Below are 21,783 nucleotides of genomic sequence, written 5' to 3' on the forward strand. Positions count from 1 at the left end.
CACGGCGCGCCTCAGGGTGTCGTCCATGCCGGGGTCAGGGTGGAGACGAGAGTTCACGGAATCGCTCCACCCGGATCGTCCCCGCGCGGTCGATGATGACGGCCCCCGCCCCGTCGCGCACCGTGACCAGCCGCTCCAGCGGCGCCAGCGGTGCGGCCCAGGCGTCCCGTTCGAAGCGGGTCCAGCCGGTGGACTGCATCACCACCTGAGGCGACACGATCCGGACGAACGTTTCCGCCGCGTCGTGGTGGCTGCCGTGGTGAGGAAGTTCAAGAACGTCCGCATCAAGGCGATTCGACGGAAACCGGTCGAGCAGGCGGATCATGGCGCCGCGCTGGATGTCGCCGGTGAGCAGGACCGACCGCCCCGCCGCTTCAACGCGCACCACCATCGACGTGTCATTGACCAGCGAGAAGACATCGTCGCGGCGGGGATGCAGCCAGGTCCACGTCGAATCGCCCAGCGAGCGCCCGTCGCCCTCGCGCACGGCGCTGATGGCCACGAGATGCTCGTTGAGCACCGAGCAGAGGTAGCCGGCGGGAGAAAGCGGGTCGCGGGCCGCCGCCTCGAGGAACTGCGGCGTCAGCAGCACTTCGCCCATGTCGAACCGCTCGACCAGTTCGATCACCGCGCTGAAGTGATCGAGATTGGCGTGGCTGACGGCGATGAAGTCCACGCGCGAGACGCCCAGCCGCTCCATGGCCCGGATGATCGTGGAGCGGCCCGCATCCAGGTCGGTGCTGGACCCGGCGTCGAACACGGCGCACGCGCCGCCGCTGCGCACGACGTAGCACGAACCGTCTCCCACTGACAGCATGTCGATGCGCAGGGCGGGGCTGCCGCTCACGGGAAGCACTGGCCACCACAGCCACGCCGCCAGCATCACGGTGGCGCCCCACAGAGCGCGTCGCTGGAGGCGCGTACGGTGCAGCACCCACCCCGCGATGAGCGTCATCGTCAGCAGCGTCCATGCGCTGCCCGGGAAGGGCACCCGCACAGTCGCCAGCGGCAGCATGTCCATGACTTCGACGACCGAGACCAGCAGGTCGGCGGCGATCACCAGTGGAGCGCCCAGGAACAACCCCGCGCTGGGCAGGATCGCGCCGAAGATCATCTTCAGGTAGCCGACGCCCAGCAGCACCGCCACCACGGGCAGGGTGATGATGCTGCCCAGGGCCGCCAGCGGGGTGATCATGCCGAAGTGATGCGCCACCAGGGGCGTCGCCACCGCCCACGCCACCACGCCGCCGGCGACGGAATCCTTGAGCCACTCCAGCAGCATGGCGCCGCCGGTGGGCGCCAGCTGATCGCGCGGTCCGAACCATGCGCGGCGCAGCACGGGCGAAAGATGCACCAGCCCCAGCACGACGCCGAAACTCAGCTGGAACCCCGCGTCGAACAACTGCGACGGCTTCCACGCCAGCAGGATCAGCCCACTGAGCGCCACCAGCGAGGGCAGCCGCAGCCGACGCCCGAACAGCAGTCCCAGCGAGCCCACGCAGATCATCAGCGCGGCGCGCAGCACAGGCAGCCGCGCCTCGATGATCCCGACGTAGGTGACGATCAGCACGATCAGCACCAGCGCGTGCCAGCGGCTGGACCGGCCCGTCATGCGAAGCACCATCAGAATCAGCCCCGCCAGGATGCCCAGGTGCATGCCCGAGATCGCCAGCACGTGCGCCAGCCCCGTGCGGCGGAAGGTCTCGTTCAGTTCAACCAGTTCGGGCTCGCGCTCGCCCAGCAGCAGCGCGGCGAGCAGCGCGTCCCGCTGATTCCGCTTGTCGGGCGGCAGGTCTGAACGGATCCACGCCCCCGCCCGCGCCCGAAGCCGCTCGCGCCAGAAGTTGACCGTCTCGCTCGGCGCGCTGCGCTCGACGGGCTCGATCGTCACCAGCTCGCGCTGACCCACCCGCAGCATCCCCGCCTGATCGAGTGCACGGGCATACGTGGCTCGATCAAACTCGCCCGGGTTCGACGCCGGGGGAAACCGTCTGAAGGTTCCGATCACCTCGACGCGGTCGCCCGGCCTGAACCGCGGCAGCGTCTCGTCGCACCGCACCAGGATGTCGCCGCTCACGGGCGCGACGGCTCCATCGCGCGACGCCAGGGCCTCCACGCGCATGCGAAAGTACGAGGCGGGCGGCTGGAAGTTGAAGACGGCCATCGAGCCGCTCGCGGTGTCTCGCACCACGGGCGAGGAGGTCGCCACGCCGCGCATCCGAACGGCGACGGGTTGCTCGCCGATCATCGAAGCCAGGTGTCCTTCCGGAACTCGGTGATGACGCAGCGTCAGCCACGCGCCGCCCAGCGCGGCGATCGTCAGCAGCATGCCGCAACCGCAGACGCGAGAGTGCCCGCGTCGCAACATCGCCGCACAGACCAGCAGCACCCACGCGCCCGTGACCCACGGCCAGGCGCTGACGCCGCCCCACCACCACGCCAGCGCGATACCGAGGGCGAAGGCCCCCGCCGCCAGCGACACCCGCGGCGCATCCGCCAGCCATTCAATGAATCGTCGCCCGCCGGGAGGTCGTTCCCGAGCGTTCTCTTCCCGTCGATTACCCCGCGTGAGCCCCAATCCATTCCCCATGATGATGATGACAACGTAGCGAGCCAATCGCGCTTCGGCCTGCGCCGTGCGATCATGTCACAGCCAGACGAAGGAGGACGACCGCCGCCGCGATCGCCAACACAACGGGCAGGATGAGCAGGAGTCGCCCCAGCGACCCGCCCTCGGCGACCTGACGGGTTTCGGCGTCCGGTTCGCCCACTTCCACCTCGTCCCAATCGATGTCCACGGAGTCGGCGATCTGCCGTTCGAGGGCTGCGGCGGCGCGCTCCCGGTCCTCGGCCCGCACCCAGATGGGCACGCCCCGGCGTTGCTGCTGAAATGAAGCCGTGCCCAGCCAGGCCGCCTCGCCGGGAAAGACCGCCGCGTCGATGCCCGCTTCGGCCAGCACGATGATCTTGGCCTGGGCCTCAAACTCGCCCGCCGCATGCGTGAGAATCACCAGGTCGTCGGGGCGAGGATCGGACATGCTCGCAGGATAGCGTACCGCCGGATCTGTCGACGGATGAGCGGCGCGCGGGTTCTGCGGCGGCTCGGCGTGGTCGGACGCGCCGGAAAATGACGCAACATCATATATGGCAATGATTTATTGATCGCTCTTTGCGGTTTCCGCCGGATGCTGGTACCATGAAGGCCCATGAGCGACGCTCCACCCCGGACGACGCGGCGCACGGGGACTGCCGCCGCCCCTCCGGTTGAGATCACCACATTCCCCAACGCCGTGCGGTATCTGTACGACCGCGCGGACATCGAGCGCCAGCGGGCGGTGGCGATCGACCGCAGCGCGTTCAAGCTGGAACGGATGCAGGAACTGCTGGCGCTGCTGGGCAACCCGCATCTGGAGATCCGCACGGTGCATGTGGCGGGTACGGTGGGCAAGGGTTCGACCTGCGCCATGATCGCCCACATGCTGCGCGGCTGCAAGTACGCGGTGGGCGAATACACCAGCCCGCACCTGGTGGACATTCGCGAGCGCATCCAGATCAACGGGCAGATGATCGGGAGGAACGACTTCACGGAGGGCGTTGGCGAGGTGGCGGCGGCGGCGGCGAAACTCAAGTTTCAGCCCACGTTCTTCGAGCTCGTCACCGCGCTGGCCTTCAAGCACTTCGCCGAGCAGGCGGTGGACATCGCGGTCATCGAGGTGGGGCTGGGCGGGCGGCTGGACTGCACCAACGTCATCACCCCCGAGGTATCGGTCATCACCACCATCGACTACGACCACATGCACCTGCTGGGGCGAACGCTGCCCGAGATCGCGCGGGAGAAGGCGGGCATCTTCAAGCCCGGCGTACCGGCGATCTCGGTGGAGCAGACGCCCGAGGTGGACGCGGCGCTGCGCGAGGCGGCGGAGAAGGTCGGCGCGCCGCTGTCGGTCGTGAACAAGGAGATCGAGTTCTCCTACCGCTTCGGAGCCGCCCAGGCGCGCGGACCGCAGAGCCGGGTGTGCCTGTTCACGCCCACCAGCCGCTTCGAGCATGTGGGCGTGCCGCTGCCCGGCGAGCATCAGGCCCTCAACTGCGGCGTGGCCCTGGCCGCGGTGGACGTGCTCAAGGGCGCGGGGTACGACCTGCCCGACAACCTTCTGCTGGAGGGTCTGGCGACCACGAAGATTCCGGGACGGATGGAGCTGGTGTGGACCAAGCCGCGGATTCTGGTGGACGGCGCCCACAATCCCGCCGCCCTCACCACGCTGATGAAGTGCGTGGGCGTCCACGCGCCGTACGACTCGATGGTCTGCATCTTCGGCTGCTGCGACGACAAGGACGTGGACGCCATGCTCGACCGCGTGGCCCTGGGCGGCGACAAGGTGATCTTCACGCGGGCCAAGGGCATCGCCCGGGCCGCCGACCCGGAGGATCTGCAGCACCGCTTCCAGGAGCGGTCAGGCAAGATGAGCCAGGTGGCGAAGGACGTGGGCGAGGCGCTCAACCTCGCCAGCCGCGCGGTGGGACGCGATGACCTCATCTGCGTGACGGGCTCGTTCTACCTGGTCGGCGAAACCAAGAAGTACCTGGCGGAGCTGGAGAAGAAGCGGCCCGCGTGAGAGATTCCGACCGTCGGCTGATTTGATTCCGACCGTCCGGTCGATAGAGTGCTGGGCATGAATGGAAAGCACGGTGCATTCCGCTCGCCACTTACCGGGTCGGCAACCCCGGTGTAGCCGCGCGCGGACATGGATGATCCCCCCAGGCCCCGCGACGACGGGGCCTGTTGTTTTCGAGGGAGGATTTCGGATGACGACGAGCGCCGGTGCGTCCTGCCTTCTCGTCTGATCAGGAGACCACGACATCATGGCTCAGCCCGCCCCCCCGACACACGCATCCGCTCCCGCGACAGCCGCGTCATCCACGGACGCGGAGTTCCCCTTCCGCTACGGGGCGGCGCTGGCCAACGTCATTGAACGACGCTGGCAGGAGTGCTGGGCGGCATCGCAGACGTTCCGCACGCCCAACCCCGGCGAGCCCGACTTCGACCCCCGGAAGCCGAAATTCTACGTGCTGGACATGTTCCCCTACCCTTCGGGTGCGGGGCTGCACGTGGGGCATCCGATCGGGTACATCGCCACCGACGTGGTGGCCCGCTTCAAGCGCATGCAGGGCTTCAACGTGCTGCACCCGATGGGGTGGGACGCCTTCGGCCTGCCTGCGGAGCAGTACGCGATTCAGACGGGCGTTCACCCCGCCGTCACCACGCGCAAGGCCATCGACACCTTCCGCGCGCAGCTGCAGCGGCTGGGTTTCTCGTACGACTGGACGCGCGAGCTGGCGACCATCGATCCGGACTACTACCGCTGGACGCAGTGGATCTTCCTGCGGCTGTACGACGCCTGGTATGACCACGCCGCCAACCGCGCCCGTCCCATCCGCGAACTGATCGACGAACTGGATCGCGGCGTGCGCTTACCCGCCATCAACCCTCACGCGTCGGAAGTGCCCGCTGCGGAAAAAGCCCGGCGCTTCGGTCCGTGGAAGACGCTCTCGCCTTCGGATCAGCGCGCCGTCATCGACTCGCACCGGCTGGCCTACCTGGCCGAGCAGATGGTCAACTGGTGCCCCAAGCTGGGCACCGTGCTGGCCAATGAGGAGGTCATCGACGGGCGCAGCGAGCGCGGCGGGCACCCCGTCTTCCGCCTGCCGCTCAAGCAGTGGATGTTCCGCATCACCGCCTACGCCGAGCGGCTGCTGACCGATCTGGAGCCGCTGAAGTGGCCCGAATCGACCCGCACGATGCAGCGCGAGTGGATCGGGCGAAGCGAGGGGGCGGAGGTCGAGTTTCCGCTGGCCAAGCCCTGCTCGGGAGTGAAGTCGCTGCGCGTTTTCACCACGCGGCCCGACACCATCTTCGGAGCCACGTACATGGTCGTGGCGCCGGAGCATCCGCTGGTGGCGGCCCTGCTGGCTGAGCGGCCGGAACGCGACGCGGAGCGTTGCGCCATCCCCGACCGCGCCACCATCGACGCGCTGCGCGCCTACGTCGAGCAGGCCCGCAACCGCGCGGACATGGATCGTCTGGCCGACACGCGCGAAAAGACCGGCGTGTTCACGGGGGTGCATGCCGTCAACCCCGCCACAGGCCAGTGCATTCCCGTGTGGACTTCGGATTACGTGCTGATGGGCTACGGACACGGGGCCATCATGGCCGTGCCGGCGCACGATGACCGCGACTTTGAGTTCGCGCGTACCTTCGGGCTGCCCATCCGCGACGTGGTGCATAACCGCCTGCTGGGCGCGATCGCCGCCGGCTGTCGCCCGCACCTGGAAGGCCGCGACACGCCCGGCGACTGGCCCAACCTGATGGTCGATTTCGTGGGCATCTGCCTGAGCGAGGGGCGCACGGACTACGAGAACATCTGGTCCGAGGCCCGGTCGCGGGCGGAGCAGGCGATCGCCTCGCCCCAGGTGAAGCCGTCAGGCGAAGGGGATATCGACGCCATCCTGCGCACGCCGCTCAAGCAGGCCGGAGAAGGCGCCAACCCCGACCCGGCGCAGGCGCGGCTGATCGCCATGGTGTGGTACGAGACGCTGATGGACGCGGCGCACGGCGACTTCGACGCCCTGGCCCGCGCCAGCGTCGAAGGACGGCTGATTGACCTGCTGGGACACCCCGTCACCGAGGACGGCGTCGCCGTCAACTCCGCCAACGATGAGGTTTCGCTCAACGGGCTGCCGACCTCGCACGCGAAGCGGCGCATCGTCGAGTGGCTGGAGCGGACCGGTCGCGGCTCGCGCAAGGTCAACTTCAAGCTGCGCGACTGGCTCTTCTCGCGCCAGCGTTACTGGGGCGAACCCTTCCCCATCGTGTTCGATGCGCAGGGAAACCACTATCCCGTCTCGGACGCCGCGCTGCCCGTGCGGCTGCCGGACATGGCTGACTACGAGCCGATCGAGTCGGATCGCCCCACCCCGCCTCTGGGCAAGGCGACAAACTGGGTGAAGACCACCGCGGGCGAGGCGGGCGTGGACCCGGCCCTGCTGCCTCCCGACACGCCGGTGACGCGCGAAACCAACACCATGCCCGGCTGGGCCGGGTCGTGCTGGTACTACCTGCGCTTCTGCGACCCCCGGAATGACACGCGGTTCGTCGGCCCGGAGGCCGAACGGTACTGGATGGTGTCGCGAAAGGGAGAGGCATCGAGGGATCAGGGCATCGAGGGATCGAGGCGGGAAGGCGGCGAAGCGTGGGACGCTTCCACGCATCATGTCGGGGGAGTCGATCTGTACGTGGGCGGCGCGGAGCACGCCGTGCTCCACCTGCTCTACGCGCGGTTCTGGCACAAGGCGCTGTTTGACCTGGGATTCGTTTCCACCCCCGAGCCGATCGGGCGGCTCTTCCACCAGGGGCTGCTGGTATCGCACGCCTATCAGCGGGATGACAAGACGCTGGTCCCCATCGACGAGGTCGAAGAGCGCGGCGAAGGCGTGTTCATCGAACGCGCCACCGGCAGACCGGTCACGCCCATCATCGCCAAGATGTCCAAGTCGCTGCGCAACGTGGTGGTGCCGGACGACGTGGTGGCCGAGTACGGGGCGGATACCTTCCGCCTGTACGAGATGTCCATGGGCCCGCTGGAGGCCAGCAAGCCATGGAACACGCGCGACATCATCGGCCCCTTCCGCTTTCTGCAGCGAGCATGGCGGCTGATGGTGGATGAGAAGACGGGCGCCATCGCCCTGCGCGGCGGCGACCCGGACCCGACGGTCGAGAAGCAGCTGCACCGCACCATCGCCAAGATCGGCCCCGACATCGACAAGCTGAGCATGAACACCGCCATCGCGGCGTTGATCGAGTTCGTCAACGTCGCCACCAGCGCGGCCGGACCGGGCGGCGGCTCCGGTGGCGGGGGCGGCGTCCTCACGCATCATCAGGCCGAACGGTTCGTCACGCTGCTGGCCCCCTTCGCCCCGCACATGGCGGAGGAGCTGTGGTCGAAACTGGGACACGCCAAGTCGATCGCGCACGCCCCCTGGCCCGCCTTCGACCCCGCCATGCTGGTGGATGACGAGGTGGAGATCGCGGTGCAGGTCATGGGCAAGGTGCGTGCCCGACTGATGGTTCCCACCGGGTCGGACGAAAAGGCCATCGAACGGATCGCGATGGCTGATCCGAAGGTGAAGGTGCTGCTCGAGGACAAGACCATCCGCAAGGTGTTCGTGGTGCCTGGTCGGCTGATCAACTTCGTGGCGCAGTAGCGGGTGACGTCTCCTACACTCTGCGATGCCCTTTCCCCAGCCGGACGACGCCACGAACCTCCCCAACGGTGATGGCGCTGACGCGACCGCGGATCCCTGGGGTCTGCACGGCATCGAGCCCACGCGGCTCATCATCGCCTGGCCCGATGACCAGCCGCCGACCCGCACGGAAGTGATGTCGCTCTTCGAGGCGGCCGCGGGCGGACTGAACGATCAGGGCGAACTCGAAGGCGGCTCACCGGACGTGCTCTGGAACGCGGTGGTGCGTCCCGCCGGAGCCGAGATCAGTCAGATCCTCTGGTGCGAGCCGGGCAAGATGATGATCGACCCCGCCACCGGCGCGCCGGGGTACAGGCCCACCTGGGTGGTGGGCGTCGAGACGCTGCTGGACCCCGATGACGCCGTCGCCTCCTACGCCCGACTGCTGCGGCTGGCGATGAACGCCATGCCCGATGCACCGGTGATCTACGACGCCTCGTCTTTCCGTTCGTTTTCACGCGAGGATCTGGCGTGGATGCTTCCGTCGATCGACCTGGAGCCCGTGGCCGATTCGCTCTGGTGCATCCACGTGGTCGGCCGTGAGAAAGGCGAAGGCCCGGTGTGGCTGCACACGCACGGGCTGTGGCGGTGCGGACGCCCGGAGCTGGAGATGCTCGAGGTGCCCACGGAGTTCATCGGCACGGCCGCGGAGATGATCAATCTGGTCGGAGAACGCTGGCTGGATGAAGCCCCTCCCGCCCCGGGTGGAATCATGCCCCTGGGCGACACGTTGAACATTTCGCTGCAGAGGTGGCAGGACTGCGTGGAGACCCTGCCGCCCGGCTCGCCCGGCGAAAAGGCCGACCGCGCGGATGGAGAGGATGGGGACCACGTGGGCGCCCGCGCGGTGATCTGCGACGCCAGGCCGCGCGGCGTCTTTCGCAAGGTGTGGACGTGGCCCGAACAGGTGATCCGCGCGCTCGAGGAGGGCTCGGCGGTCGTCGCCCGCACCGAGCGGGCCACGCGCCGCAGCGAGCAGATCGCGCGGGCCACCTGGCCCGAGCTGGCCATGGCTCACGCCGACTTCCGACGGGCTCGCAAGGGCGTTCATCATCCGGACGTTCACTTCCTCCTCAAGATCGGGCTGCCCTACGGCGAAGGCGAGGACGCCAGCCGCGAACACATGTGGTTCGAGGTGGAGCGGTTCGAGGGCGACCGGGCCGAGGCGCGGCTGCTCAACCGGCCTCATTTCGTCGAAGGCCTGAGCGAGGGGGACGTGCGCTCGGTCGAACGCTCCCAACTCTCGGACTGGAGCGTCTTTTCGCCCGAGGGTCGCTTCGAGCCGGGGCGCAGTGCGGGGCTGCGGGAGGCGCTGGAGCGCCTCGCGCGGACTTGACGACCAGCCCGCCTACAGTCGTCAGCCCGGGAGCGGTCGATCGGCGCACGCGGTCAACGTCCCGTACCGATGTACGCCTCTCATGCCAGCACGCCCCGGCCCGGCACTCAGCGCCCATGCCCACCTTCAACGCCGTCATCGCCCAGTCCGGCGGGCCAACCGCCGTCATCAATCAGTCTCTCGTCGGCTGCCTCGAGGCCTTGCGCGGCGCGGCCGACGTCGGGTGCATCTACGGCGCCCGCCATGGCGTCAAGGGGCTGCTGAAGGATGACCTGATCGACCTGACCAACCTCGATCAGACGCGGCTGGAGCGCGTCGCCGCCACGCCCTCCGCCGCGCTCGGCTCCACGCGCGACAAGCCGGATGAAACCTACTGCACGCGGATTCTCGATTCGCTGCGAAAGCACGACATCCACTGGCTGTTCTACATCGGCGGCAACGATTCGGCGGATACCTGCCGCATCGTGCGCGATCAGGCCGTCGCGGCCGGGTACCCCCTGCGCTGCTTCCACGTGCCAAAGACCATCGACAACGATCTGGAGTGCAACGATCACACGCCCGGCTACGGCAGCGCGGCCCGCTGGGTGGCGACGACGTTCATGTCCGACAACCTCGACAACGCCGCCCTTCCGGGCGTGAAGATCAACGTGGTCATGGGGCGCAACGCGGGGTTTCTCACCGCCGCCAGCACGCTGGGCCGGCGGCATGAGGACGACGGCCCCCACCTGGTCTACCTGCCCGAGCGCGTGTTTGATCCGGAAGACTTCGTGGCCGACGTGGACCGCGTCTACACCCGGCTGGGGCGGTGCCTGATCGCGGTGAGCGAGGGCGTGAAGGACCGGGCCGGCAACGCCGTCACCGCCATGATGGCCGACACGCGCGAGCGCGACGCGCACGGCAACATTCAGCTCTCAGGCACGGGCGTGCTGGGAGACTTCCTCGCCGAGCGTCTCAAGCAGGATCTGGGCGGTACGCACAAGAAGATCCGCGTGCGCTCGGACACGTTCGGGTACATCCAGCGGTCGAGCTTCGACATTTCGCCGGTGGACGCGGCGGAGGCCCGGGCCGTGGGTCAGCACGCCGCGCTCTGCGCCATCCGCGGGCAGGAGAGCGGGTCGATCACCATCGAGCGCGAATCGACCGATCCGTATCGGGTGCGCTTCGGGTTGGCGCCGCTGGAGCACGTGGCCGCGAAAACGCGCGTGATGCCGCCGCACTTCATGGATTCGGATGCGCCGGGCGTCACGGACGCCTTCCGCCGCTACGCCGAGCCGCTGGTGGGGCGCCTGCCGGAGGTGGGTCGGCTGGGGTAAGCGTGCGCGAACAACCGGGCCCCGATTCCCGCGGAACCGGATCAGAGACGATCGCAACAAAAAACCCGGCGACCTCGCGGTCGCCGGGCTTTGTTCCAACGTAGGGGAACAGGGCTGCACGCCGTGCAGACCCGTCGGTGCACGGGTTACCTGTGCAGCCCCTTCAAACAGTCACATTGATGCGTCACTGGATCACCTCCTTCTGAAAGCGGTTTTCCCGGCGTGTCCCACTGACGTTGCGGGCACAACCGGGCCGGTTCACCCCCGCGGCGTCCCGCGGGGCTCATCGCCCGCGCCCGAAGGTGGGGCACGGTCGTCGCGGGTCGGAACGGTATGGCCGGGGGTTGTCCCGGGTGCTCCGCCCTGGGGCCGCGATACAGGAAGTATCGCATCTTGCGCGGGGTTTGCAACAGAAATCGGAATCGGATCGATGCGAACGCCCCGGATCCACCTGGCGTTCCAGCGGTCGGGGTGGGTCGCGGGGAGCGGCTCCAGCACGGGCTGCTCGCCCTTGCCGCGATACATGTCCAGCCAGCCGCTGAGTTTGTGAATATCGGGCTTGCCCCGGCGCCAGGCGTCGAGAACGAACGCGCGATCCCCCGATGAGGCCATGAGCGGCTCTGACGGCTCATAGCCGGACGGGTCGTACACCAGCACCACGTGATGCTCCCTCGCCAGTCCCATGGCGGCGCCGACCCCCGTGATGCGCCAGCCGATGGCCTCCGCCGTGCTGCGCACACCCGCGAACACGCGATCCTGCCAGTGAAAGCACAGACCGAAGTGATCGCCCGGCGCCACGTGAACCAGCGCGTTGCCCAGCCACCCAGCGTGCCAAGCGGCGTCCTCTGACGCCAAGGCGTCATTCACCGTGCGCTCCAGCGCCGCGTGAATGATGCGAAGTTGCGGATCGGCGTCGATTACATCGCGTGAGAGCGGCGCGGAGCCGCACCCGGCGCATGCCGCGATGAGCCCCACGGCAAGTGCGACCGCGGTCGCCCGCGCCCCGGTCAATCGCGGGGCTCCAGCACCAGCGACCCCGTCGGGGCGCCACGCAGCCGCTCCGCCACCGGCCTGATCGACTCCGCGGTCAGTTCGCGCAGCGACCCGGCGATCGCCTCCGCCGGCATGCCCCAGTTGAACTCCTCCATGGATCGAGTGAGAAGCCACTGGCCCTCCAGCAGGTCGCGCATCCGCCCCTGCAGGTTGCGGCGCGAGGCGGCGAAATCCGGCGCCGGTCCCCAGTTCATGGCGTTCATCCGCCCCAGCCGCAGCGCCATCTCGGGATTGCCGCTGTTCATCGCCTGCACCACCTCATTCCGCGCGGCGGCAGGATCGATTCCGGGCGCCAGGCGCAGGTTAACGATGAAACAGGAGCCCTCGGGCGTGTTGACGACGGGGTGGATCAGGACGACGCCGGGCTTCTCACCTCCCACCTTCAGCGTCTGCAACCGCATCTGCGCGTCCATGAACAAGGCCGTCGCGGCGGCGCGGGTGGCGGGCGAAGCGTCCGGCAGACGCCACCAGATGAGCACGTGACGGGTGGGCAGATCCCACGTGGCGGTCACGTCGCCTTCCAGCCGCGGCGCGGCGGCCTTCTTCCGTGACGCGTCGGGCATCCCGACCGGCAGACCACCAAGCATCTCCTGCATCGCAGCGCGCACCGCATCCGGCTCCGCCGGGCCGATGGTGGCGATGAGCACGCTCTGGTCGATCGGCAGGCGCGCCCGAGCCGCACCCATGACCGATTCGACGCTCGCCCCCGCCACGTCGCCATGTACGGCGGCGTGATCAAGGCCGTGACGGATGATCTGGTTCCACGCCGCAATCGCCCACTTGTGCGTGAAGCCGGACGTCGAGGTGCCCCGCTCCTCCCCGGCGATCATGACCTTCTCGCGTTCGAGGGTGTCGGCGTCGAACGACCTCGCCGCCAGCCACTTCGCGTGACGCTCGATGGATGCCCGCCACTGCTCCGGCGCGGCGTAGGAGTCCAGCCGCAGGCACTCCGGCCCCGTCTCACCGTTGAACTCCATGCCGTCGGCCTGAAGGGCGTGCGGATCGGTGGAACGGATCAGCAGGTGCTCCACGAGGTGCGACCACTGCGCCTCGTTCGGCCCGTCGGTCGCCAGCGAAAGCGGCAGGAAGGTGAACGTGGTCTGCTTCGGCGCGTCCGGCACGTGGACCACGACGGCGCGCACACCGTTGGACAACTCGAACCGCTCGACGACCGGCGGAGCGGCGATCAAGGCGACGACCAATGCGGGATTCACCAACATCGTTCGACTCCATCAGGAGAAACCGCGCCGTCACGGTCTCCCCGGTCAATCCAGACGCACTTCGCCCTTGCCCGGCACGATCTCGCCGATCACGGTGGCCGCTTCGCCGCTCTTGCGCAGCTGCCGCACGACTGAATCGACGAACGTCGGGCGCACGATCAGCGTGTAGCCGATGCCCATGTTGAAGACGCTGAACATCTCCGTCCGCTGCACGTTGCCGTGGCGCTGCAGAAACTCAAAGACCGGCGGCACAGTCCATGCGCGAGTGTCCAGCCGCGCATCCAGGTCGCCCCCGAAGGCGCGGGGCAGGTTGCCCGGCAGGCCGCTGCCGGTGATGTTGGCCATGCCGGAGATCACCTTCTTCACGCGATACGTGCGCAGCAGTTTGATGATCGGCTTCACGTAGATGCGCGTGGGTTCGAGGAGCACCTCACCCAGCGGGCGAGGGTCATTCAGTTCGTCGTACGCCTTGTCGAGTTTGAGTTTCCGCTGCTCCACGATCTTCCGGACCAGCGAGTAGCCGTTCGAGTGAATGCCCGATGAGCCGAGTCCGATGACCACGTCGCCCTTCTCGACGCGCAGCGGGTCGATGGCGCGGCTGAGCTCCACCACGCCCACCGCGAAACCCGCCAGGTCGAAATCGCCTGGCGCGTACACGTCGGGCATCTCCGACGTCTCGCCGCCCAGCAGGGCGCAGCCGGCGATCTCGCAGCCGCGGGCCACGCCCTCCACCATGCGGGCCACGTGCTCGGGCACCACCTTGTTCAGCCCGATGTAATCCAGGAAGAACAGCGGCTCCGCGCCCTGCACGATCATGTCGTTGACGTTCATGGCCACGCAGTCGATGCCGACGGTGTGGTACACGCCCAGCTGCGCCGCCAGTTTGACCTTGCTGCCCACGCCGTCGGTGCAAGCCACCAGCACCGGATCCTTGTAGTTGCGCTTGAACAGCCGCTCGTTGTAGTCGAGCCGGAACATGCCCGCGAAGCCGCCGAACCCGCCCAGCACGCGCGGCCCGTGCGTCCGCTTGACCAGGTGCTCCATCAGGTCCACCGCCCGGTCGCCGGCGTGAATGTCCACGCCCGACGCGGCATAGGTCATCGGCTCGGCTGAGTCGCCTGAGCCGGCGTCGGAGGGCGGCTTCTTCGATCGACGACGAGGGGCGGCCATGGTCATGGAGAAGTGTAGGAAGCATGGCCGCGTCGTCCGGGCGGCGGTCCCCGCGGGTACGCTTTCTCAATGGACGCGCGGGACTCTCATCGGCTGCTGCTCGACGGCGCCACCGGCACCGAACTCGACCGGCGGGGCGTGGACACCTCCCTGCCCCTCTGGTCCGCGCGGGCGATCACCGATGCCCCGGATGTGCTGTCCGCCATTCACCGCGACTACCTGCTCGCCGGGGCGGACATCATCACCGCCAATACGTTCCGCACGCAGGAACGCACGCTGGCGCAGGCGGGCCGACCCGGCCAAGGACGCGAACTCACCCTGCGGGCGGTTGAGATCGCGCGGCGGGCGCGCGACGCCATCAACTCCGACGCCCAAGTGGCCGGCTCGGTCGCGCCGTTGGAGGACTGTTACGAACCGGATCGTTCGCCGCCATTCGAGCAATGCCTGGAAGAACACGCGGACCACATCGACGCACTCATCGAGGGCGGCGCGGACCTGCTGCTCATCGAGACCATGAACACAGTGCATGAGGCCCGGGCCGCGATTGAAGTCGCACGCGAGCGCCTGCCGGGCCGGTGGATCGCCAGTTGCTGCCTGCGCTCGGATGGTCCATCAGGGGTTCTCCTTTCGGGTGAGCCGGTCGGGGCGCTTGGTCCGTATCTTGCCGGGGCCTTCGCGGTGGGGGTGAATTGCGCCAGCGCGGCATCGCTGGCGGCTCAGATCGATCACCTGCGGCGACTCGTCGAACCGGGAACGCGGCTGATCGCCTACGCCAACATCGGTCGCCCCGATCCCGTCCGCGGCTGGGTCAATACCGACGCCGTCAACCCGGCCCGCTACGCCGAACACGCCCGGACGTGGCTCAAGGCCGGCGCCAGCATCATCGGCGGTTGCTGCGGCACGACGCCCGCAACAATTGCCGCCCTTGCCGCGTTGAAGGTGTGATACAGTGGTCAGAGCGGCGTGTCACGACGCCGGAATCGTCGTCATTGGACCACATCGTTCGAGTCATCAACAGGAGGGTATCCATGCTCCTTTCCACGCTGATCGTGTCATGCTCACTCACCACGGCGTCACCCGCAGCGACCCCCGTGCCGATGCCCGTCCGGCTCACCGTGACGCAGGATGACCGGCTTCACGCCTTGGAACTGCGGGCGGCGGAGATCAAGGCCGCCATGGCGAAGGCCCGCGAGGCCGGACGCCTGGACGAGGTCGAGCGTCTGGAGCGGTCGATGCAGGAAGTCCGCCACATGATGGAGGAGGTTCGCGCATCGATCAAACAGCAGAAGGAGCGAGCGTCAGTCGACAAGCCCCTTCCGCCCGACGCCCGCAAGGAACCCGCGCCGCCCCGCGACAAGCCGCTTCCGCCTGGAGCCGCCGAACTGGAGAAGCAGGAGCAGCAGATTCGCCACCTGAAGGAGGCCATCGGCCACCTGCGCGAGGCGGGCATGATCGACGCCGCCGAACACCTGAGCCAGGAACTGGAACGTCGCCATCACGCCCTGCGACAGCGTGTCGGCGGCGCCGCGGAAGCCGAACGAGCCGCCCTCGAACGCGCCCAGAAGGAGCGTGCCAATGCCGAGCGTGCCCGGGCCGAGGCGATGGAGCGCGAGGTCAGGGCTCGCGCCGAGCGGGAGGGCGCGCTGCGACAGCCCGGGCCCGGAGCGGGCGGACCCGGCATGGAGCGCCTCGAGCGGCTGGAGATGACCGTGCAGGAACTGGCCGCTCACGTGCGCGAACTGACAGCGATCATCGAGCAGATGCGACGTGAGCGCGGCGGCGCGGCCCGTCAGCCGCTGCCGTAATCGCGGTACATCCCCTCTTCCAGAGGGAGAGGGGCCAAGATGGTTCACGTCGAGGGCCTTGTCACCGCACGTTCGCGCCGTTCAGCAGCGCCGCGAAGTCGCGCGGCGAGAGTTCCCGCAGCGACCGCACCACCCGCTCGGCGTGCGCCACGTCGGAATGCGTGCGGCCGGTCGAGATCACGCCCACGCAGGTCATCCCGGCGCGGTGCGCCGCCTCCACGCCCGCCGGGGCGTCCTCCACCACCACGCAGCGGGCGGGCGGCACGCCCAGACGCTCGGCGGCGAGCAGGAACACCTGCGGGTCGGGCTTGCCGCGCGTCACGTCCATGCCCGTCACCAGCGCGTTGAAGGCGTGCGCCATGCCCAGGCGCTCCACGGCCAGTTGCACGTTCTCCGGGGGTCCGGACGAACCGGCGGCGATGCGGAACCCCGCCTGATGCAGGCCACGGATGAGCTCCGCCGCTCCATCCATGGCGGGAAACGCCGCAGCCACGATCTCGCGGTAGAGCGCCTCCTTGCGATCGTCGACGGCGCGGATCGCCTCATCACTCAGCGCCTCGCCATTCGGCCAGAGCAGCCGGATGATGTCGCGGCTGGTGCGCCCGAAGGTGCGAGCAAAGTCCTCGCGCGTGAAGGGCACTTCGTGCTCGCGGGCCGTCGCCTGCCAGCTCTCCAGGTGCGCGTGGTAGGAATCGACCAGGACACCATCGACATCGAAGATCACGGCTTGCATGGGTCTTGCTTCGAGGTCCACCGATGAACACGGATGAACTGGATGAATGATCCGGGAGCGATGCACGGCGCCCGGAATGCGCCGTGCGAGTCGCCAACAGGCGCATCCGTCAGAAGGACGGAAGCGCCTCGTGAGCCCCCTCGCGTCGCATCGTCATCCGACACGCGTGGCCTCGCATGACTCCCTCACGAGGGCGGCGAACGCCTCGCCGCGCGCTTCGTAGTTGGCGAACTGATCGAGCGAGGCGCAGCCGGGCGAGAGCAGCAGCACGTCGCCCGGCCGCAGGCGCGCCATGGCCGCCGCGACGGCGCGTTCGAGCGTCTCCGCGTAGACCGCGTGGCGCGTCGATGAAGCAGCATCGCAGCCCACGACAAACGAAACACGCTCGGCCAGGTCGATGATCCGTCGCCCGGTCAGCCCGATGGCGTACAGCCCGCCCAGCCGCGGCCCGAGGCGGGCGATGGGCGACAGGTCGGCCCCCTTGTCGCTGCCGCCGACGATCAGGTGAACGCGGGCCGGGTCATCGAAGGACGCCACCGCCAGCAGCGTCGCCTCCGGTGTGGTGGACTTCGAGTCGTTGTAATACCGCACGCCATCGTGCTCCGCCACCAGTTGCAGCCGATGGGGCAGTCCCGGAAAGTCCGCCAGCGCCGCGGCGGCTTCGTCCGGCGAGCATTCTGTCATGGCCGACGCCGCGTGACTCGCCGTCCAGGCGTTGCGCTGGTTGTGGCCGCCGGGCACGCGCAATGGAATCACGCGCGCCGGGAGCAACTCGTCGGATCGGATCAGCACATCGCCCGGCCCCTGCGCCCTCGTGATGTTCATCTTCGACTCGCGGTACTGCTCGAACGTGCCGTGCCAGTCGAGATGGTTGGGCGCGATGTTGGTGATCACCGCCACGCGGGGAGACCACGCGGGAGCGCCCGGCTGCCCCACTCCCGCCCCCAGCCAGTGCAGCTGGGCGCTCGAGAGTTCGAGCACCACCAGGTCACTCGCCCCGATCGGGTCATCCGCTCCGGGCGTCAGACGGTCGAGCAGCGAGCCGCCGATGTTGCCGCCCAGGTGCGCCCGATGGCCGAGCCGAAGCAGCGCGTGATGGATCATCGCGCTGGTGGTGCTCTTGCCCGCGCTGCCGGTGACGCCGATGACGCGGCGGCGATCAAGCCGCTCCGTCACCAGGCGGATCTCCGTGGTGATCGGCACGCCCGCCGCGCGGGCGGCGTTCAGCAGCGGGTTCTCCCACGGCCTGGGCACGGCGGGGTTGGCGATCACCACGTCGTGCGATGTGAAATCGCGCTCGTCGTGGGCGCCCAGCCGAAGCACGACGCGGCCCGCATCGATCAGGTCGCGCAGAGCAGCGACGGACGCCGCAAGCTTCTCCGCCGGGGCGGTATCGGTGACGGTCACGCGCGCCCCCTGCCCTGCCAGCCAGCGCGTCACGCCCAGCCCGCCGCCGAAGCGTCCCAGCCCCATGACCAGCACCCGTTGATTGCGAAGTGAATCCATGCGCGGGATGGTAGGTGAATCGGTGGTTGGACCCTGGCTTGTGGTCTTTGGCTGCCGTCAACGTTCAGCCCGTTGCCATGCGCCGAGCGCCGCCGCATCCACAGCCGTCTCTCACCCGCTGCCCGGCGTGGGGCTCATCTGCCCCCCGCCGCAGTCGAATGAGACGGGCACGAAGCACAGGAACTGAAAGGGCTTCGCGCCCTTGTTGACGAACTGGTGCAGCGCGTTGGGCTTGACGAACACGACATCTCCCTGCCTGATCTCGCGAAACTCGCCATCCTGCTCCACCGTGGCCTCGCCCGCCACCACGTACACCTCGTGCTCGTAGTTGTGGCTGTGGCGCGGTGTGTGTCCGCCGGGCTCGACCGTGAAATGCCGCATGGCGAAGGTGGGCGCGCCATCACCCCGACCGACCATCATGCGCATGGTCACGCCCTTCACTCCATCCATCTCCATGGGCTTGCCCGGCGTGTCCTCGGCGCGTCGAATGAGCATGGCGATCTCCTTGGCGGCATTATTCGCTGGTGGGTGGAGGTAGGCATCAAGGCATCGGGCTGCAGGGTGGGTCGAGTCTGTGACGCCCACCGATTCCTGCGAACTCCGCACGCCGCACGCCGCACTCAGCACTCAGAACTCAGCACTCAGCACTCATCACCCAGCACTCTCCACTCGCCGCACCGCTATCTTTCCCCATGACCACTCCGCCGCCGCGCCCCATCATCCACACCTTCGTCCTCGGCGACTACCAGACCAACTGCTTCGTGGTCGAAGCGCCGCCCTCGCGCGACTGCTGGATCGTGGACTGCGGCCAGGAGCCGGAGGAACTCATCGACTTCATCCGCTCGCGCGGGCTGAAGCCCGTCGCCCTGCTGCTGACGCACGCGCATCTCGACCACATCGCGGGCATCGACATCGCCCGCCGCGCGCTGGGGCCGATGCCCATGTTCATTCACCGGGCGGAGGCGGGCTTCTGCTCCGACCCCATGGCCAACCTGTCGATCCTGACCGGACGGCCCGTGAGCGTGACGGAGCCGGAGAACCTGCTCAGCGGCGGCGAGACGCTTCAACTCGCGGGCACGCGCTGGCGCGTTCTCCACACGCCCGGCCACTCGCCCGGCGGCGTGTGCTACATCCACGATGACTCCAGGCAGGCCCTCGTGGGCGACACGCTCTTCGCCGGCTCGATCGGCCGCTTCGACTTCCCCACCTCCGACCCGGACGCGCTGCGGACCTCGATCCTGGAGACAATCATGTCCCTGCCCGACGACATGACAGTCCATCCAGGCCACGGCCCGGCGACGACCATCGGGCGCGAGCGAAAGACAAATCCGTATGTGCGCGGGGGGTGGTGAGCATGGCGTCCCGGCGTCGCTAATCCCCTCGCTCGTGCCGTAGGCGCGACAGTTCCGCACGGAGCGGCGCCCAGTACAGCGCATCCGCCTCGCGCTCCCGCTGCTCTTCGGCCCGCAGCGCTTCCCGCACGCCCGGTTCATCGTGCTTGAGCGCGGCCGCCACGGCCGGGCGATCCGCCGCCATGATTCGAGCCGTTTCGGTATGCGCCGAGGCAACTTCGATGAGATACCGTGGCGTCCGCAGCTCCCGCAGCCAGAACCGCACCTGCTGCGGCGTGGGTGCGTCGCCCGCGCCGAGAAAACTGGCATCCACCAGCCGGGCCACCATCGGCCAGTCCTTGTCGCGCTGGGTCTTCTTGGCGGCCACCAGATCCTCCAGCGACAGAGCATCCACCGACCCATCCGGCAGGTGAAAAGTCGTTCGCCGCTCCCACAGCGATTCGAACTCGTCAACGCCGCGCAGCCGCGTCATGACATCCACCCGCATGCCCCGCGCCTCGGGATGCCCGCACCGAAAATGAACGGCCAGCCCCATGTCGAGGAAGCGCGGCTCGAACGGCGGCACGGCAATACAACTCGCCTGAAGCTCGTCAAGCGCGCGTTCCAGACGACTGAGATTCACGGGATCGCCCAGCACGATCAGATCGGTGTCGCGGCTAAACTCCGCTCCGCCGTACAACACGCACGCCTGGCCGCCCATCAGCAGCGAGCGCACGCCATTCGTCCTCATCGAAGAAAGGACTCTGTGGATCGGGTTCGGGATCAAGCGTGCCTCCCAGCGCGAGGTACGTCCGCCACAGTTCCATGCTCGCTTCCCACCGCTGGAGCGGCGTCATGCAGATCCAGTCCGCCTGCTCCGGGTCAAGCTCTTCGAGGAACTGGCGCACTTGCTCGCGCATGGTCGATCCTAGGCCCGCCCGACCACCCACCGATCGGCATGGTCACACACCGTCCACTCCAACCCCAACTTGTCTCCTCCCCTTCAGGATTGCATTCCTCCTCGCACACGGGCCGCGCCTGAATCCCGGCTACGATCCCCTCCCACGCCCTCGACCGGATGAACCCCCGCATGGCCCTGTTCCGACGATCCAAGAAACTACCCGGCAAGGAGAAGCCCCAGCCCACAACCTGGTACGGGCGGCTGTGGGTCAACTGGATTCGCCCCATCGGCCTGGCCGTGCTCATCGTCTTCGGCTTCCGCTCCATGTTCATCGACTGGAACGATGTACCCTCCTCCTCCATGGAGCCGACCATCCTCGTCGGCGACCGCATCTTCGTGAATCGCACCGCCTTCGGGCTGCAGGTGCCCTTCTCCACCGCGCTCGGCGGGCCGTGGTGGATTCTCAAATGGGGCCAGCCGCAGCGCGGCGATATCGTCGTCTTCTTCGCCACCCAGAAAGAACCCGGCGGCGCCACCGCCACCCGGCGGCTCGTCAAACGCATCGCGGGCGTGCCCGGCGACACGCTGGAAATGCGCAACGGAGTCCTCAGCGTGAACGGCAAGCCGGTCGAAACGCGCGAGGGCAACGCCGGCAAGTACGCCCGGCTCGATCTGCACGGCGTCCACCCCGACCAGGCCGCGTTCTCGCAGGAAGTGCTGGGCGATGTGCTGCACCCCGTCATGCACACACACAACTCGCGCTCGCCCTTCTCCACCTTCGGCCCGGTGGTGGTGCCCGAGGGTCACTACCTGATGATGGGCGACAACCGCAACAACAGCCGCGACTCGCGCCGCGTCGAAGGGCTGCCGGATGAGAACAACGGCTTCGGCTTTGTGCCCCGCGAGAAGATCGTCGGCCGCGCATTCGGCGTGGCGTTCTCGGTGGACAAGGTGCCCTCCTTCCGCCCGCGCTGGGAGCGGTTCTTCCGCGGCTTCGATCAGACGCGCGTGGAAGCGCCGGCGGGCAACTGACGCCTGACTCGGCGAGGCAGGCGTCGTGGATGCGGGTGTCCAGTGGAGCAGGCGTCCCCGCCTGCCATCGATTACTCCTCCT

General features: G+C 68.3%; 17 protein-coding genes. 8 read left to right on the forward strand and 9 right to left on the reverse strand.

The genetic code is table 11. The features are described from left to right. Nucleotides 1–34: 34 nt before the first annotated feature. Nucleotides 35–2,617, reverse strand: coding sequence for a ComEC/Rec2 family competence protein (locus HRU76_04500; protein QOJ16893.1), 2,583 nt, complete (start codon nt 2,615–2,617; stop codon nt 35–37). Between the two features lie 25 nt (nt 2,618–2,642). Further along, complete coding sequence (locus tag HRU76_04505) at nt 2,643–3,038, reverse strand: hypothetical protein (protein ID QOJ16894.1); 396 nt, start codon at nt 3,036–3,038, stop codon at nt 2,643–2,645. A 168-nt stretch (nt 3,039–3,206) separates the two neighbouring features. Here HRU76_04505 and HRU76_04510 point away from each other — a divergent pair, with 168 nt between their 5' ends. The 4 genes from HRU76_04510 to HRU76_04525 all read left to right on the forward strand — a co-directional run bounded on the left by HRU76_04510 (nt 3,207) and on the right by HRU76_04525 (nt 10,950). Then, the gene (locus HRU76_04510) at nt 3,207–4,616 is read left to right on the forward strand and encodes a bifunctional folylpolyglutamate synthase/dihydrofolate synthase (protein ID QOJ16895.1); all 1,410 of its coding nucleotides are present in this window, start codon (nt 3,207–3,209) and stop codon (nt 4,614–4,616) included. Nucleotides 4,617–4,863: 247 nt separating this feature from the next. After that, complete coding sequence (locus tag HRU76_04515) at nt 4,864–8,262, forward strand: leucine--tRNA ligase (GenBank protein ID QOJ16896.1); 3,399 nt, start codon at nt 4,864–4,866, stop codon at nt 8,260–8,262. A 25-nt stretch (nt 8,263–8,287) separates the two neighbouring features. Beyond that, complete coding sequence (locus HRU76_04520) at nt 8,288–9,637, forward strand: DUF4026 domain-containing protein (GenBank protein QOJ16897.1); 1,350 nt, start codon at nt 8,288–8,290, stop codon at nt 9,635–9,637. A gap of 116 nt (nt 9,638–9,753) precedes the next feature. Further along, a complete protein-coding gene (locus tag HRU76_04525) occupies nt 9,754–10,950 on the forward strand; it encodes a 6-phosphofructokinase (protein QOJ16898.1) in 1,197 nt (398 codons plus the stop codon). Between the two features lie 258 nt (nt 10,951–11,208). Here the strand turns inward: HRU76_04525 and HRU76_04530 are convergent, their stop codons facing one another. Genes HRU76_04530 through HRU76_04540 form a run of 3 tightly spaced genes read right to left on the reverse strand, consistent with a single transcriptional unit; the run spans nt 11,209 to nt 14,324 of the window. Further along, the gene (locus HRU76_04530) at nt 11,209–11,961 is read right to left on the reverse strand and encodes a hypothetical protein (protein QOJ16899.1); all 753 of its coding nucleotides are present in this window, start codon (nt 11,959–11,961) and stop codon (nt 11,209–11,211) included. Beyond that, the gene (locus tag HRU76_04535) at nt 11,958–13,223 is read right to left on the reverse strand and encodes an insulinase family protein (protein ID QOJ16900.1); all 1,266 of its coding nucleotides are present in this window, start codon (nt 13,221–13,223) and stop codon (nt 11,958–11,960) included. Before HRU76_04535 ends, HRU76_04530 begins: the two co-directional genes overlap by 4 nt. A gap of 45 nt (nt 13,224–13,268) precedes the next feature. Further along, on the reverse strand, nt 13,269–14,324 hold the full coding sequence (locus tag HRU76_04540) for a phosphoribosylformylglycinamidine cyclo-ligase (protein QOJ19089.1): 1,056 nt from the start codon (nt 14,322–14,324) through the stop codon (nt 13,269–13,271). A 138-nt stretch (nt 14,325–14,462) separates the two neighbouring features. Here HRU76_04540 and HRU76_04545 point away from each other — a divergent pair, with 138 nt between their 5' ends. Both HRU76_04545 and HRU76_04550 read left to right on the forward strand, forming a co-directional pair. After that, on the forward strand, nt 14,463–15,338 hold the full coding sequence (locus HRU76_04545) for a homocysteine S-methyltransferase family protein (GenBank protein ID QOJ16901.1): 876 nt from the start codon (nt 14,463–14,465) through the stop codon (nt 15,336–15,338). An 83-nt stretch (nt 15,339–15,421) separates the two neighbouring features. Beyond that, complete coding sequence (locus HRU76_04550) at nt 15,422–16,198, forward strand: hypothetical protein (protein QOJ16902.1); 777 nt, start codon at nt 15,422–15,424, stop codon at nt 16,196–16,198. Nucleotides 16,199–16,259: 61 nt separating this feature from the next. On the opposite strand, the gene HRU76_04555 is transcribed toward HRU76_04550, so the two are convergent. The 3 genes from HRU76_04555 to HRU76_04565 form a co-directional block, all read right to left on the reverse strand. Beyond that, nucleotides 16,260–16,931, reverse strand: a complete 672-nt coding sequence (locus tag HRU76_04555; protein ID QOJ16903.1) for an HAD family phosphatase — start codon at nt 16,929–16,931, stop codon at nt 16,260–16,262. A 153-nt stretch (nt 16,932–17,084) separates the two neighbouring features. Further along, nucleotides 17,085–18,437, reverse strand: a complete 1,353-nt coding sequence (locus tag HRU76_04560) for a UDP-N-acetylmuramoyl-L-alanine--D-glutamate ligase (protein ID QOJ16904.1) — start codon at nt 18,435–18,437, stop codon at nt 17,085–17,087. A gap of 111 nt (nt 18,438–18,548) precedes the next feature. After that, nucleotides 18,549–18,932: a cupin domain-containing protein gene (locus tag HRU76_04565; GenBank protein QOJ16905.1), complete on the reverse strand. Its 384-nt coding sequence runs from the start codon at nt 18,930–18,932 to the stop codon at nt 18,549–18,551. A gap of 197 nt (nt 18,933–19,129) precedes the next feature. Between HRU76_04565 and HRU76_04570 the strand changes: the two genes are divergently transcribed. Beyond that, on the forward strand, nt 19,130–19,789 hold the full coding sequence (locus HRU76_04570) for an MBL fold metallo-hydrolase (GenBank protein QOJ16906.1): 660 nt from the start codon (nt 19,130–19,132) through the stop codon (nt 19,787–19,789). A gap of 19 nt (nt 19,790–19,808) precedes the next feature. On the opposite strand, the gene HRU76_04575 is transcribed toward HRU76_04570, so the two are convergent. Next, nucleotides 19,809–20,519 carry a hypothetical protein gene (locus HRU76_04575; GenBank protein QOJ16907.1) on the reverse strand — a complete coding sequence of 237 codons (711 nt, stop codon included), beginning with the start codon at nt 20,517–20,519 and terminating at the stop codon, nt 19,809–19,811. A 339-nt stretch (nt 20,520–20,858) separates the two neighbouring features. On the opposite strand from HRU76_04575, the gene lepB reads away from it, so the two are divergent. After that, complete coding sequence (lepB, locus tag HRU76_04580; protein ID QOJ16908.1) at nt 20,859–21,701, forward strand: signal peptidase I; 843 nt, start codon at nt 20,859–20,861, stop codon at nt 21,699–21,701. The last annotated feature ends 82 nt before the right edge of the window (nt 21,702–21,783 follow it).

Source organism: Phycisphaeraceae bacterium (genome assembly GCA_015709595.1).
GTDB lineage: Bacteria > Planctomycetota > Phycisphaerae > Phycisphaerales > SM1A02 > CAADGA01.